9 protein-coding genes are annotated in these 15,777 nt (G+C 36.0%); 3 read left to right on the plus strand and 6 right to left on the minus strand.

Annotated features, from left to right (window positions below):
* The first annotated feature begins 365 nt into the window (after positions 1-365).
* The gene (locus LUA90_RS14500) at positions 366-533 is read left to right on the plus strand and encodes a hypothetical protein (RefSeq protein ID WP_231491359.1); all 168 of its coding nucleotides are present in this window, start codon (positions 366-368) and stop codon (positions 531-533) included.
* Positions 534-776: 243 nt separating this feature from the next.
* Here the strand turns inward: LUA90_RS14500 and LUA90_RS14505 are convergent, their stop codons facing one another.
* From LUA90_RS14505 to LUA90_RS14530, 6 genes are all read right to left on the minus strand, one after another.
* Complete coding sequence (locus LUA90_RS14505) at positions 777-1,937, minus strand: aldose epimerase family protein (RefSeq protein ID WP_231491360.1); 1,161 nt, start codon at positions 1,935-1,937, stop codon at positions 777-779.
* Between the two features lie 6 nt (positions 1,938-1,943).
* Positions 1,944-3,020 carry a glycoside hydrolase family 2 TIM barrel-domain containing protein gene (locus tag LUA90_RS14510; protein WP_231491361.1) on the minus strand — a complete coding sequence of 359 codons (1,077 nt, stop codon included), beginning with the start codon at positions 3,018-3,020 and terminating at the stop codon, positions 1,944-1,946.
* Positions 3,021-3,104: 84 nt separating this feature from the next.
* Positions 3,105-5,555 (minus strand): glutaminase family protein, encoded by a 2,451-nt coding sequence (locus tag LUA90_RS14515; RefSeq protein ID WP_231491362.1) that lies wholly within the window; start codon positions 5,553-5,555, stop codon positions 3,105-3,107.
* 101 nt (positions 5,556-5,656) lie between these two features.
* A complete protein-coding gene (locus LUA90_RS14520; RefSeq protein WP_231491363.1) occupies positions 5,657-6,379 on the minus strand; it encodes a DUF3823 domain-containing protein in 723 nt (240 codons plus the stop codon).
* 1 nt (position 6,380) lies between these two features.
* Complete coding sequence (locus LUA90_RS14525) at positions 6,381-8,282, minus strand: RagB/SusD family nutrient uptake outer membrane protein (protein WP_231491364.1); 1,902 nt, start codon at positions 8,280-8,282, stop codon at positions 6,381-6,383.
* Between the two features lie 17 nt (positions 8,283-8,299).
* Positions 8,300-11,506, minus strand: coding sequence for a TonB-dependent receptor (locus LUA90_RS14530; protein WP_231491365.1), 3,207 nt, complete (start codon positions 11,504-11,506; stop codon positions 8,300-8,302).
* A 299-nt stretch (positions 11,507-11,805) separates the two neighbouring features.
* Here LUA90_RS14530 and LUA90_RS14535 point away from each other — a divergent pair, with 299 nt between their 5' ends.
* Entirely contained in the window at positions 11,806-14,976 is a 3,171-nt protein-coding gene (locus LUA90_RS14535; RefSeq protein WP_231491367.1) for a two-component regulator propeller domain-containing protein, read from the plus strand.
* On the plus strand, positions 14,961-15,776 hold the full coding sequence (locus LUA90_RS14540; RefSeq protein ID WP_231491369.1) for a response regulator: 816 nt from the start codon (positions 14,961-14,963) through the stop codon (positions 15,774-15,776). The genes LUA90_RS14535 and LUA90_RS14540 overlap by 16 nt, the downstream gene beginning before the upstream one ends.
* The last annotated feature ends 1 nt before the right edge of the window (position 15,777 follow it).

A 15,777-nucleotide genomic window follows, 5' to 3' on the forward strand; every position in this document is an offset into this window, starting at 1 on the left:
AGGATTAATTGTGGTATCAATAATTTGATTATACCATCGAATTTAAAAACTCAACTATTTAAAAATCAAAATATTGCAAAAAGAAAGTTATGCTATTCAAATTGTGAACAGAATATTTTTTTTTATATTTTTTTATATTCAATGTATTCATTCTTTAAGCTTTCAGGTTAATTTATTTGAGCTTAATAAAATCGTGGTTGCGAATAAAAGTTCCTTTTATGCGCTTAGCCTTACAAAGTGTTTTCCATTTAAATTTGATATATAGTTAGATTAGCAAATTTCTACACTAAAAGGACATCATATATTAGGATTTCAACATAAAATTCATTAATTTTAACTATCAACCACCAATTAATCAGAAAGTTATGAAAAATATATATATTTTCTTTATAGCAGCACTGATATCTTTGGGCTTTATGCTTCTTTCATTAAATATTGCCGACCCAGAATTGGGTATTGCTACCATAATTATAATTTGGAGCATTGCTCTCTGGCTATATTTCAAAAGACAGCCTGAAAATTCTGCTGAATAATACAAAACTAAAGATTAAGCGATTTAATTGCCTTAAATCAAACACCTTTTCGCAAAGTTTACCTTCTGCCTAAATAAAATTAGAATGCCCTGTCGTGTTCATATTTTTTTTGCAGAAAATGAAAGGCATAAAAAAAAGCCCTGGCATAAACCAGAGCTTAAATCAGTATTCTAAATACTTACCCATAAATGCTAGAACAGCAATGAAAGTTGATTGCATATTATAATGCTTATGCCAAGAATTTTATTTTGAAAATTTATATACCGAGCTGGTTTTATAAGTTTTTCTTGGTTCTAACACAGTTGATGGAAAGCTTGGTTGATTTGGTGCATCCGGGAAATGTTGTGTCTCCATTGCAAAAGCTGTTCTAAAATCATCTTTTGCACCAGTTTTGAAGGTGTTTTTACTCTGCATAAAATTTCCGCTGTAAAATTGTAAACGAGGCTCTTGTGTATAAACATCCATCACAATACCTGATAAATCTCCTTTAACCATTGCTGCATGATACATACCTAAGCCTTTTGTTTTGTTTAATACATAGTTATGATCATAGCCTTTACCAAACTTAAGCTGTTCATTATCAACACCAATTCTTTCGCCAATGCTTGTTGGTTTTCTAAAGTCGAAAGGCGTATTGTTAACTGTGGCAATATTTCCCCAAGGGATTAATGTAGAATCAACTGGTGTGTATTCATCTGCAAAAATCTGAACATTGTGTTTTAAAATAGTGCCGCTGCCTTCGCCATTTAAATTGAAAAATGCATGATTGGTTAAATTGACTACCGTTTTTTTATCCGTTGTAGCTTCGTAATCCATTTTCAGCTCATTAGCATCAGTTAAAGAATAAGTTACTTTTATATCCATATTACCAGGAAAACCTTCTTCCATATCTTTAGCTTTATAAGTTAAAATCAAGGTTTGTGCGTTCGGCTGGCTGGCATCCCAAATTACATACTGGAATCCTTTTTTTCCTCCATGAAGCGTGTTAACACCATTATTAGTGAATAAAGTATAAGTTTTACCATCTAACACGAATTTTCCTTTCGCTATACGATTACCAAAACGACCAATTGTAGCACCAAAATATGGTTCAGTAGAGTTTTTGTATTCGTTTAAACTTTTAAAGCCAACCACAACATCAACCATTTTACCTGCCGAATCCGGAACATTTAAGCTAACTAAGCGTCCGCCATAATTTGTAAAAGTGGCTTCCATCCCATTCTTATTTTTTAAAATGTAAAGTGCTGTCTGCTTTCCATCTAACGTACTTTTAAATGAATCGGCAACTACAGAAAATTGTGTTGCTTTATCTGTAGAATCTACAGATGATTTTTCTTTTGTGCCAGAGCTACAGCCCCCTACCATTACAATTAATGATAACCCCAATAAAATATTTGATTTCATATTTGATTATTTTCCGTTCAATTTTTTAATTAAATCTGTTTCGTCTTTACGGTAAGGTGTACCGTCCTGATTAAAAATTTCATGAAACCATTCAATTGGCTCGCTGCCATCTGCTAATGGCGTATCCCATGCAAATTTTGTATTCGTTTTACCGTCAACAAAACCCCAGTTAATTGCGCCAACATTTTCCTTTTTTAGTAGTGGAAGAATGTTCGCAAATCTACTATTGCGGCTTCTGGCCATATATTCGGTACAAATTAACGGTCTGCCGATTGTTTTTAATAAATCAATTGTACGTTGATGCCATTCTGGCGCTTCATAATTGTGGTACGTTACTATATCGGAATTTGCAATTTGAATTTTGTTGAGTTTTTCGTAACCCCAATTCCATAAACCAATGCTAATCGGCTGACTTGGATTTACTGCCCTGGCCCATTCGATAGTTTTATTTAGCAATGGAATTGTGGTTTCCAATTTGCCACTATTGCCAGGCTCGTTGTATAAATCCCAAAGCAAAATACGTTTATCATCAGCAAACCTGGTTAATACTGCCTTTACATATACTTCAAGATCGGCAAAGTTTGATTCTTCTTTAGATGCCGGATCGCCAGGATCTTGTAACCAACCCGAATTATGAATACCCGTTTTGGGTGCAGGCTGCTTTCCATTTTCTGAAGTCTTATTCCAGCAATCATCAAAAAACACAAACATTGGTGTAATTTTATGTTTATCTGCAATGGTTAAAAACTGATCAACACGTTTTAAAAATCCTTGTGGATCTTGTTTATAAGCTTTACTGTATAAAAATACCCTTAGCGTGTTAAAACCTATTCCTTCGGCCCAACCGAGCTCTTTATCAATTATATCCGGACTAAAAGTGTCTGCTTGCCACATCTCTAGCTGATTAATGGCATTGGCTGGAATATAATTGGCACCCGTAAGCCATTTATGGGTTTTATACCATTCGTTTGCCTTTTCTACAGACCAGATTTTACCCGGCTCTTTCTTACTTTTTTGGGCTGAAACAGTCCCGGCAACCGAAAAGAAAAGTACGGCGGCTAATAAATAAATTTTAATCTTCATTTTATGTATTATTTAGATTTTGTAATTTCTCAAATATCGCCTTGCGATAAAATTTGCTTATAAGCATTTTTTGGAAAGATATTCTTACCTGTTATTTAATTTTTTATCTAATAATTTTATAGAATAACCACCAACCACACTTCTGGCCTGAAAACCAACTTGTTTACCATCTGTCGTTTCATGCCAATCGCTAAGCGGAACTCGTGTTGGAGTTTGTAGAGCATACTCGTAAATGGGCTTTACTAGTTTATTAAAATCTGCAGGGTTATCCGCCAAAGTTGCCGTCCACATAATCCAATCAGATTTTGTATAAGTTTTACGGCTATCTAATGGCAAGCCGAACTTATTCTGCTTTTTTAAATAGAAATCTATTTCCTTTTTGTATACACTTTTCGGAAAAATACCTAGGTTAAGAACTTTATCCCAAACTAGGTTATATTTCTGACTCCAGGTATTTTTCTTATCAAAAGTTAAAGCATAATGGTCGCCATCATCAGCCATTTCCATCCATTTTAAGGCCATATCTTTAGCCATTTTGGTATATTTCTCTGCCGTTGCCTGCTCTCCTAATTCTTTTGCGAGCATGCCATAACTGCCTAAAGCCACAATAGCTTTTACCGATAAATTTGCGTTACGAGCCAAATGACCTGCAAAATCATCAGTACAAAGTTGATTTGCCGGATCAAAACCTTCCTTACTTAAGTAATCTGCCCAAATAGATAGGGTTTTCCAGTGCTTTTTAGCATAATTAGCATTGCCTTCTACCTTTGCAATTGCTGCAGTTAAAATAATCATATTACCAGATTCTTCCACAGGCATATCTTCACCATACGTTTGTCCGTTTGCCAAAGGATATGTACCCAAATCATGTGCTGCAAAAGGCTTTGGCCATTTACCACTTTCGCTGTAGTAAAAGATGCCATTCATCATACCCTTTAATAAATCTGGATTATAAACCAAATAAAGTGGTGCAGACGGATAAGTAATATCTACCGTATTTATTGACCCATTACTAAAGTTTTCCTTAGATAAAAACAGAAGTTCACCTTCAGGACTTTTTACCAATTTATGTCCCGAAACGGATTGACGATAAGCGACATCTGATAAATTTGCGTATTCCTCGCCTCCAGCGGCAATATTGTCTTTATGAAATTGAGCATCAAATTTATCGCATTGCGATACAATATTTTTATACTTAGCATTTGCAATATCCAGCTGTTTTTCAATGTTTTGATTGCCATCATTATTCCACCACGATTTTAAATTTTTTCCAAAATACTGAATGGCATCGCCTTGGTCGTAAGCCAGTAAAATATTATTTTCTGTTGAAGTATTGCTAATGTTTTTAAAGGTTAATATTGTAGCTAAACTTAATTTTTTACCCCTTTGATTCGTTGCTGTCGAAGTCTTTCCGTTTATAAAAGATTTTATGGCCTCTTGCTCATTCGCAATAAATTGATTGGCATTTGTTTTATTAGCTGCCACATAAACATGACCCCAATCTATCCGTAAATCATCTCCGCTTTTTTTAAGAACAGGTTGCTCAACGGTACCAGCTTTTAGAACGCTAAGATTCCCACTGACCATTTTTTCGGCTTTAACTTCCTGAGCGCTTGTATTTACAGCCAAATCAGTAGAAGTTCCGAAGAAGACTTCTGCTTTATGTTGTTTGCCATCATTACTTTTTAGCTTAAAGGTAACGTAAGAAACCGGCCTCGAAAGTAAGTCTAAATCGTTCATCAATAACGGAGAAAGGAAATCTACATCAAGATTTACCGGACCACACTGAAATTTATATTTGGTTTGCGTAGCCGTTATATCTACAGTAGTTTGCTTTGCCGGAAGGATTCCCTGAAACTCAGTAATTTGTTTTTCGTTTACTAAACCTGCATCTAACCATTGGCCACCGACAGTATTTTTAACATGGATTGCTAATACGTTTTTGCCTTTATTTAATTTAATTTTTGAATTGTTTAAAGGAATGTAAATGTATTTGCCGGTCCAGCATTGGCAAGCATACACCTGAACACCATTTAAATACACCTCTACATTATCATCATGATTAAGTTTTAAATTTAAATTCTGAAACTGAGTTTGCTCCAGATTAAAAGTTCTTCTCACCCATAAATCTTTACTTTTCCATTTGGTTTTCGCCTCACCATCTCCAAATGCGCCTTTACCAGATTTCCAGCCCTTATCGTTAAAATTATTTAATTGCCAGCCATTTGAAGGGCTTTCTTCGGTGTATTGAGCATCATATTCTTTTTCATCAGCAGCTGGTAAAATGGTTTCGAAACTTTTATCAGGGCTACCTAAAAAACGATAGACTTTACCATCAATTTTGGCAAAACCAGTTAACGATTGGCTGGTTCCGGTCCAATGTTTTGTTGGCGATGTATTCAACTCATCCGTAAAAGACCAGATACTGAAATAAGGGTCTTGAGTAATTAAAGGATACGCAGGCGCTTTTCTGGTTTGAGCAAAACCATTTACAAGGGCAAAAGATAGAAATAAAAAGGACAGGACTTTTTTCATAAAATGTGTTTAATTGGGAAAAAGCCATCCGGATATTTGATTATTTCGCAACCGCTAAATCTGCAAAATACCCGTAATACCGGATGGCCTAAAGAGGAAAACTAATAGGTTAATTTAGAGACGGGTGTAAATATTAAATCTTCTACGCCTGCAATTTTTACACCTATGCGGGCAAAAACGTAATTCTGTGTAGGCACAATGCTTGGTATATTAACAACCATATTTAGGTTATTTAAATCGGCTATTGCAGCGCCACTAATAGTTTGTGTTGCAAGGTTATTAGAACCATCTACAAACTGCGTTTTATTTACATAAAGGCTAACACTTTCAATATTTTTAGCGTTTGCATCAGTAATAATTTTCTCGAGTTTGCAACTTGCATTTACTTTACCGGCAGCAGCAGTTATAACGCCATTTCTAATCATATAATAAGGTACAATTTCAATATCCATTGTTTTACTACCGTTCAAATTTAGCTGTATGGTATCTTGTCTGCCAGCTACATTTTTAGGCCATAAAAAAGGACCTTGATTTGCGGAAAAAACAAGTTTGTAATTACCATTAAACAATTTTGCAGAGAAACCACCTTCCTGATTTACATTTACGTTAATTGCTCCGTTATTACCAAAACCTGGTTGCCACAATTCAAAATTAACGTTACCATATTGTACATTGATGGATTCGCCTTTATACACAAGCCTGCCATTAAAATCAACCTCAGGTGCATCGTAATTATCCTTTTTGCAAGAGCTAACAAACACTGCAACCATTAGTGCTATGGCTAAAAAATATCTGGTTTTCATATCTATATATCTTGTTAACATATTATTGATTTGGGTTTCTAACAATCTTTGGATTTCTGTTGATAATATCCTGATTGATAAATGAATAGTAATTGCCTAAACGGAAACGGTGAGCTGCCGTAACACGACTAGGTTTTACGACTTTAAAAATGTATTTATTGTGATTCGGATCGCCTGGATTATAATATTTGTAAGGCCATAAGCCATAAACCTGTGTGCTCTGTTTTGTTGATGAACCGATATTTGATGCATTGGTAAAATCGGCAGTGCTCATCGAATTTCCATTCCAAACTTTATCGGCTAATCTCCATCTTTTCATATCCCAAAGCTCATGTCCTTCAAAAGCCAATTCAACTTTGCGCTCATGTACAATACGATCGAAAGTAATTTGAGTTCCTGTAAGCGCTGTGGTTAAACCAGCACGATCTCTAACCGGTTTTAAATATGAAGCTGCACCTGCGGCATCGCCCATTTCAAAACTTGCCTCTGCAGCGTTTAATAAAACTTCCGCATAGCGATAACGCACCCACCAAACTTCACTTCGTGTACCTATCTGACCCGAACCTGCTGCAGGATCTAAAAATTTACGAATGTAAAAACCAGATTGAGCGCTAAACTCAAGTCCATCAACCGGACCATCGCCACCAACAACCTGTACCGCACCTGTATTACCGGGTAAAACATTAGTTTTAATCTGGCCGAAATTATCGCCAGTAACTGTGGCACCACCGGCAAGCTGGTAACCTGCCCAAATATCAACTGTTTTACCCTTAAATTGCGAACCAGGCAAAATAACCGTTCCAGCTAATCTTGCATCTCTCCCGGTAAAAATATCGCCGATATTGGTATAATAAAGTGTATTTCCGGCAGCATCAACATTAGGTAAAGAAGCGAAAGTATTATCTAATTTTTCAAAAGATTGAACCAGATTTAAAGATGGGTTTAACCTTCCACCCTGTTGCTCCTCTGCTGATGAGCGTGGTTGATTTTCAATGGTAAAACCATGCGCCTTATTGGTTTTAAGTTTAAAATCTTTCACAAAAATCATTTCAGTATTATTGCCTTTATCCGTAAATAATGAGGCAAAATTTTCGGATAAATTAGGGTTTTTGTTATACAAAGTGTATTTACCATCTGCAATAATTTCTTTCGCAGCATCAAGAGATTTTTTATAATAAGCCTGCGCCATTGTTGCCGGTATGCCTACCTCGCCACCCGCTAAAGATACTGATGGTGTTGAAGCGCCATACTTTGCAATAGATGCTGCATAAAGTGCTGCTCTTGATTCCATTGCTAATGCGGCGGCTTTACTTGCACGACTTTGTACATTCGCTGCATTTGGCAATATGCCTTTAACAGCTTCCAGCTCAGAAATTATAAAATCATAAACTTCTGATTCTTTTGCACGGGCACGTTGTAAATAGGTTGGGTCGCCACTATAATCATATTCTAAAACCTCAGTTATAATGGGTACACCACCCATTCTTTTAACCATTTCAAAATAAACACCAGCACGGATAAACCTTGCTTCGGCAATAAATCTGTTTTTATCGGCAGCCGATAAACTGGTTGATTCTTCACCACGTTTAATAAATAAATTGATATCTCGGATGTAACCATAATCCCAATAATTCCACGAATCATAATTATACTCTATGTTTTGATGGCGAAAATAATCGCCTCCGGCAGATGCAAAACCCTCATCAAAATCGGTATACAACCACCATGATTCTACCCTTTGGAAATCTGGAAAACGATCATATAAATCGCCCATTACCGAAAGCACCAGATTGGCATCTTTCCAGGTTGCATCTACACTTAAGGTATTTGTAGGTTGCTTATTTAAAAATTCTGAGTCTTTTTTACACGATTGCGAAAAGGATAACAGCGCAACTGCAGATAATGTATATATAAATTTTTTCATTGTATTCGATTTGAAGTTTATAGCGATAATTTAAAACCCACGTTAACAAACTTATTCTGTGGATATTGCAAACCATTATCATCAGCAATTTCAGGATCTACACCATAACTTTTTAGATTATCTAAAGAGAACAGGTTATATCCGTTTACATAAACTCTGGCATTTTGAATTTTAATTTTCTCCGACCATTTCTTTGGAATAGTGTAACCCAATTCGATGGTACGAGCCCTTAAATAGGTTACATTGTGCAACCAAAACGTAGAGTTTTTATTGTAGTTACTCAATGAGTTATCGTTATATCGCATGGCCGGATATTTTCCAGGAAGCCATTGACTGTTTAAATCGTAAGGATTTGCCCTGTGCCAGCTATCATCGGCAAAGTTTTGCAGCAATGCACCACCATTTTGGAATGGCCATCTTTGCTCCCAGTTTTGGTTCCATGAGTACATCGAACCACCAGAAAAATCTGCAACAAAATCAAATCCCTTGTAAGATAAACCGATAGAGAAACCAAACATTAAATTCGGCTGACCGGTTGTTGTGTAACCAATTGGCCTTTCATCCAAGCCATCTATTACACCATCACCATTCTGATCTTTGTAAATCAAATCTCCCGAAAGCAACGTACGGTTACCACGTCCATCCATATTTATTTTGGAATTATTAATTTCCTCAACACTTTGAAATTGGCCCGTAACTTCATAACCCCAGAAAATGCTATTATATCTGTTTTCTCTAGAATTACGATACTGATCTATAGAGTTATTGAAACGTGGTTTATATGAATCTAAAAATTTACTTCTAGAAAGTGATGCGTTACCGCTAACATTATAATTAAGCTCACCAACCTTATTTCGATAGCTAAGCATAAACTCACCCCCATATTGTGCATCGCTGTTTATGTTTTCATCGCTTAAATTATAACCAAGTTCTGCAGGAACTAAAATATCATTTTTAGTACCTCTTAAACCAGTACGTTTACGATAGAAATAATCTGCAGAACCACTTAGTTTTCCATCGAATAAAGAGAAATCTGCACCTATATCAGCGATTTTACTTTTAAACCAGCTTAAATTGTTAATAATTGGTCCTTTATCTCTAGAGGTAACGATAGTTTGCCCATCCAGAATAGCAGTACCAACATTATAAGTATAGCCTGGTAAATAGGCAAATGGATCGATATTAATGTTATCATCACCCAAAACACCATAAGAACCTCTGAATTTGAAATCAGTTAAGATGCTGTTTTCACCAAGCAATTTCTTCATAAAGCCTTCCTGGCTAATTCTCCAGCCAACAGATGCCGAAGGGAAATAGCCTACGCGACGATCGGGAGAAAATTTCCATGATGCATCTCTTCTTCCAGAAAATTCGAAATAATATTTATTGTCGAAATTATAATTTAAACGCGTTACGTAACCAATACGGGCTTCTTCCTGCTGTTGGTCGGTGTAGTCTTGTCCATCTAAATCTGCAAATTGCAATACAGGTAAAACATTTGTTTTTGGTACCGCATGTTGGAAGGTATAAGTACGGAAACGATCTAACCTTTCTGCCAACAACAATGCACCAAGCGTATGCTTACCAAATGTACGGTTGTAATTAGCATGTAACTGGTAAGTATTGGTAATAACTTTTTCGTTTCTTCTTTCGCGATAAGGATTCGAACTACCAACTTTCTTTTCGTAAATCCCGGTTTCAGGGCGATACGTATAAACATCATAAGTATACTCGTGGCCGTTGATTACGTTATCTGCGATGTAGTAAGAGTATAAACCTTTTAAACTTAAACCTTTAATAGGCGTATCATAATCGGCAGTTAAATTGGTTTGTAAAACTCTCCAGTCCGAGCGCCAATAGCCGGTTAAGGCTTTGCTTTGTACAGCAAAATTTTCGGTATTGTGCCCAATATCATTTGGATAAAGTGGATTACCATTTGCATAGGCTTGCTCTGTTGGGCGGTTACGTAGCAGCGCAAATCTTGCAGCAAAATAATCATCTCCACCCGGTACACCCGGTTGGTCGCGGGTTTCAATCCTACCGTTTAATAACATGCTTACCTTAAAGCGGTCGGTAATTTTTGCAGAAACATTACTTTGAATATTGGTTCTGTTAAATTCAAATTCTCTTGCTGTACCGTAAACGCCTTTTTGGTCTAAACGCGTTGCCGAGATGTAATACGTTAATTTATCTGTACCACCAGATGCATTTAGGTTAACAGAATACTGTGGTGCGTTTGGTGCAATAATTAAATCTCTCCAATTTTGGCTTTGATAACCATACTCAGTGCCGGCCCTCCATTTATCAAGCTCTGCCTGGGTAATCGCGGTTGTTCCGGTTCCGTTTAATTCTGCCGTTGCTTTACCTAACATGTAAGTGTAAGCATCGGTAGTTTCAGGAAAACGAACCCAATTTTGCCAGCCTGTGTAAGCATCAACACTAAAAGTATTCCTGGTGCTGTTGGCACCACGTTTTGTGGTTACAATGATAACACCATTTGCCGAGCGACTACCATAAATGGCCGCTGAAGCATCTTTTAATACGGTTATACTTTCGATGTCATTAGGCGAAATGTTATTAAACTGACCAGCATCCTGCTGAATACCATCAATAACATAAAGCGGATCGCCCATGTTTCTGATTTGAATATTTGCGCTAGCACCTGGTCTGCCATCAGGCATACGGAAAGAAACACCTGGAAGCTTACCCGCCAAACCTGTACTTACCGTTGCACCACCGTGTACACGCTCAAAATCTTTACTAGTGATGGTTGCAACCGCCCCGGTGATGGATTCTCTCTTTTGTGTACCATAACCCACAACAATTACATCATTTAAATCGCTTGTAGATGGGACCAATCTGATTCGAATATTTGACGAACCATTTAAAGGATATTCTAACGAGTTATAACCCACAAAAGCAACAACTAAAGTTGCATTTTTATCTTGAACGGTAATTTTAAAATCTCCTGAATCGTTTGTGCTGGTAATAGTTGTAGCACCTTTTACCTTAACGCTAGCGCCTGCAATTTTCTCCCCTTTTTCATCAGCTACAGTTCCGGTAATAACGGTTTGGGCAAATGCTTGAAAATTTGTAGATAACAATAAAAATAAGAGGCAACTTCCAATAAGGGAAAAATTATACTTCTTAAAACCGTTTTTTTGAGGCGAAAGCCACGAGTAATTCATAGCCCCTCCTCCGGAAGAGGATAAAGTTTTTTTCATAAAATAGTTTATTTTGGTTAGTTACTAATCGGGAAGTTTTTTACCGCCCGAATTATTATATTTCAAATATGAACGATTTCAGGTGTGACTATTCTATCAATTTGTATCAATATTTCTTCAATTTGTTTCTATTTCTCAGTAAAATATTATCTATCTTCACTCAGATACTAAAACGTTTTAAAATGTTCCAAATCAATTATTATTAAAATTGTATCATCAATTCTACATATAATTTCAAAAATGATTTCGTATTATTAATAAGCCTTGTGCAGTATCTTAATTAGCCAAATGTTTACCACTTGAAAAAGTTATTTTTTTTTACCCTGATATTGCTTCTGGCGGAAATTTCTTCTGCTCAGCCTTACTATTTCCGGCACTACCAGGTTGAGAATGGCTTATCAAACAATACTGTTTTTTGTACTGCGCAAGATGAAAATGGCTTTATGTGGTTTGGTACTAAAGATGGCCTAAACAGGTTTGATGGTTATCAATTTAAAACTTACCGACATGATGAAGATCAGGCAGGTAGCCTGGGTAACGATTTAGTTTACGATTTGCACAAAGATTCGGATAACAGACTCTGGATAGGTACAAATAATGGTGTTTACCAATTCATCCCACAAACCGAACAATTTGTAATTATAAAGGGTACAGAAAATTTCAGGATAAATGATTTAAACTCCGATAAGCAAGGTAATCTGTGGATTATTTCTTTATCACGAGTGTACATTTACAATACCAGGCTAAAAAAATTGTATGCTTTTGGCAAAAACGCTCCATTTGATGCAAATTCTGTTTCGGTGATGCATGATGGTGGTATTTGGATTAGTACCATGCAAGGCACTATTGAAGAGTATAATCCAGCGAAAAAGGATTTTAAATCTCACTTTGTGATGAGTAAAACAAACCCTCAGGAAAGTAGTTGGGCAAACCGAACACTTGATGTTGGTAACCAGAAAATTCTAATTGGAACGGCAAACCAAGGGATTAAATTATTTGATAGAACAACCGGTTTAATTAAAGATATTTTAACTTTTAATGATGACAAAACATCTATCTATGTTAGAGATATTATACAAGCCGGCCCGGACGAATTCTGGGTGGCGACCGAATCGGGCATCTACATTTACTCAAGTAAAAAAGTTATCCGATTAAAAAAACAGTACAGCAACCTGTATTCGCTTACAGATAACGCCATTTACACCGTTTTTAAAGATCGCGAAAACGGCATTTGGGCAGGCACCTATTTTGGCGGTGTAAATTATTATTCAAGTCAGTATTCAATATTTACAAAGTATTTTCCGCAAAGAGATAACAAAGCCATCAGCGGTAGCGATGTTAGGGAAATCTGTAAAGATGCTAACGGTAATTTATGGATTGGTACTGAAGACGCCGGACTAAATATGCTCGATGTGAAAACCGGATTATTCTCAAATTTTCTTCCGAATGGAAAGCCAACAAGTATTTCTTATTATAACATCCATGGCTTATTGGTTGATGGAAATAAGCTCTGGATTGGAACTTTTGAACATGGACTGGATATCTTAGACATTAAAACAAAGAAAGTTATCAAACATTATTCTGCTGGTAAAGGCAATAAATTACGTACAAATTTTATCGTTAGTTTTTATAAAACCCGCAAAGGCGAAATTCTGGTTGCAACCATTTCCGGATTGTACCGCTACGACAGGAAAAATGATGATTTTGAGTTGGTGGACAATATACCGGTTGTATTTTATGAGGTTATAACCGAAGATAGCGATGGGCATATTTGGGCCGGAACTTTTAACGATGGAATAATTTGTTTTAGATTGGATAGAAATGATGTTTCCCAATATAAAAACGACCCGAAAAACATCAAAAGCCTAAGCCACAACACCATAAACGGCGTTTTACAAGATAGCAAGAAGAACATTTGGATAAGCACAGATGGTGGTGGACTAAATCTTTATAATCCAAAAGAAAATAACTTTACCCGCATTACCAGCAAGGATGGGTTGCCAAGTAATTTTCTTTTCAGAATTATTGAAGATGAATATAAAAAATTGTGGATTGGTAGCACACGAGGCTTAATAAATTATAATCCGGCAGATAAATCGGTAAAAGTTTATTCCCGTTCAAACGGTTTGCTTACCGATCAGTTTAATTATAACTCAGGTTTTAAAGATGATGACGGACGAATTTATTTTGGTAGTGTAAGGGGTTTAATCAGTTTCAAACCAGAAGATTTAAAAAATTATGCAGTTACGCCATCAATTAAGTTAACCGGTTTCCAGATTGACAATGAAGAAAGTAAAATTTCCAGCCAGGATTCGGTACTAAATAAATCAATTTTATATACAGATAATATAAAGCTTAATGATTCACAATCTTCATTCAGTATTGATTTTGCAGCCTTAAGTTACGTATCGCCAGATATGACCCAGTATGCTTACCGAATGGAAGGTTTGAGCAATAAATGGATTTATTTAAAAACCAACAGGAAAGTATATTTCACAAAATTAGCTGCCGGAAACTATGTTTTTGAAGTTAAAGCTTTAATAAATGGCGCCGGAAACTGGAGTGAGCACAACCCCCGGGTTGCAATAACAATCCTCCCACCCTTTTACGAAAGTAATTTAGCTTATTTAATTTACGCTATACTATTAATCGGCATTGCTTATTTTACCATTCGGGGCTACCATTTAAAAATGGAAGCCAGAACAAACCGAAGGATAGAACTTTTTGAGAACAAAAAGGAAAAAGAAATATATCAGGCTAAAATAGAATTTTTTACCAACATTGCCCACGAGATAAGAACGCCATTAACCTTAATTAAAGGGCCAATGGAAAAAGTAATTAAGCAAGCCGCAACCGTTCCTTTCATTGAGAAAAACCTAAGGGTTATGAATCGGAATACCGACCGATTGTTGAAGCTGACTAATCAGTTATTAGATTTTAGAAAAACAGAAGTAAACGGCTTCTCGCTAAACTTTGTAAAGGCAAACATTTCAGAATTTCTGAAAGAAATAAACCTGATTTTTCAGCCAATGGCTGAAGAAAAAAATCTTATCTTTTTACTTACAATGCCCGAAGCGCCATTTTTTGCTTATGTTGATACCGAGGCATTTTACAAAATTATTAGTAACCTAACGGATAATGCAATTAAATACGGCGAAAAACTGACAGAAATAAAATTGGTGATTGAGGATGAAAATGCAGATTTATTTAAAATTGAAGTCGTAAACGATGGGCCAACCATTGCGGCAGATTTAAGAAATAAAATATTTGAACCTTTTTTCAGGGCAACCGAACAGCAAATTAAGCAAGGCACAGGAATAGGCCTTTCAATTTCAAAATCACTGGCAGAATTGCATGACGGGAATTTATTTGCTACAACAAATAAGCTCGGTCAAAACATATTCGTGCTCGAACTCCCGATACATCAACTTATCGAATTTAACTTGAAAGGACAATGGAAAAAACAATAGCGAACAACCTAATCAGCAAAGAAGATAAAGCAGAAAAATTTGTGGTTTTACTGGTTGATGATGAAGAAGAAATTCTGAATTTTATAGCTGATGATTTAAGAGAAAAATATCAGGTTTTAACGGCAAGAAACGGTAATGAAGCTTTACAGATTTTAAGCCAGGAAATTGTACAGTTAGTAATTAGCGATGTAATGATGCCCGAAATGGACGGTTATCAGCTTTGCGAAAGAATGAAATCCAGCCTTGAATTTAGCCACATCCCTGTAATTTTACTCACTGCAAAAAACAGTTTACAAGCCAAAATTGAAGGTTTGGAATTAGGCGCCGATGCTTACGTTGAAAAACCTTTTTCGCCTGAATTTTTGCAGGTTCAGGTTGCATCTTTAATTAAAAACAGAAATAAAATCAAAGCATACTTTGCGAGTTCTCCTTTAATCCATATTAAAACAATGGCTTATTCTAAAAGCGATGAACATTTCTTAGAAAAGCTTCATAACCTAATTAACAACCAATTAGATAACCCTGAGTTGGATGTAGAACACCTGGCAGAGCACATGAACATGAGCCGCCCGACATTGTACCGAAAAATAAAATCTATTTCAAACTTAAGTCCGAATGAATTAATAAACATTGCCCGCCTAAAAAAAGCTGCAGAGTTACTAAATGATGGCGATTTGAAGATTTATGAAATATCTGAAAAGGTTGGTTACAGCTCTCAAACGCATTTTGGACGTAATTTCTCTAAACAATTCGGCATGTCTCCATCAGAATATATTCAATCGAAAAACATCAAAAAATAAC

The sequence above is a fragment of the Pedobacter sp. Leaf170 genome, from assembly GCF_920984665.1.
GTDB lineage: Bacteria > Bacteroidota > Bacteroidia > Sphingobacteriales > Sphingobacteriaceae > Pedobacter.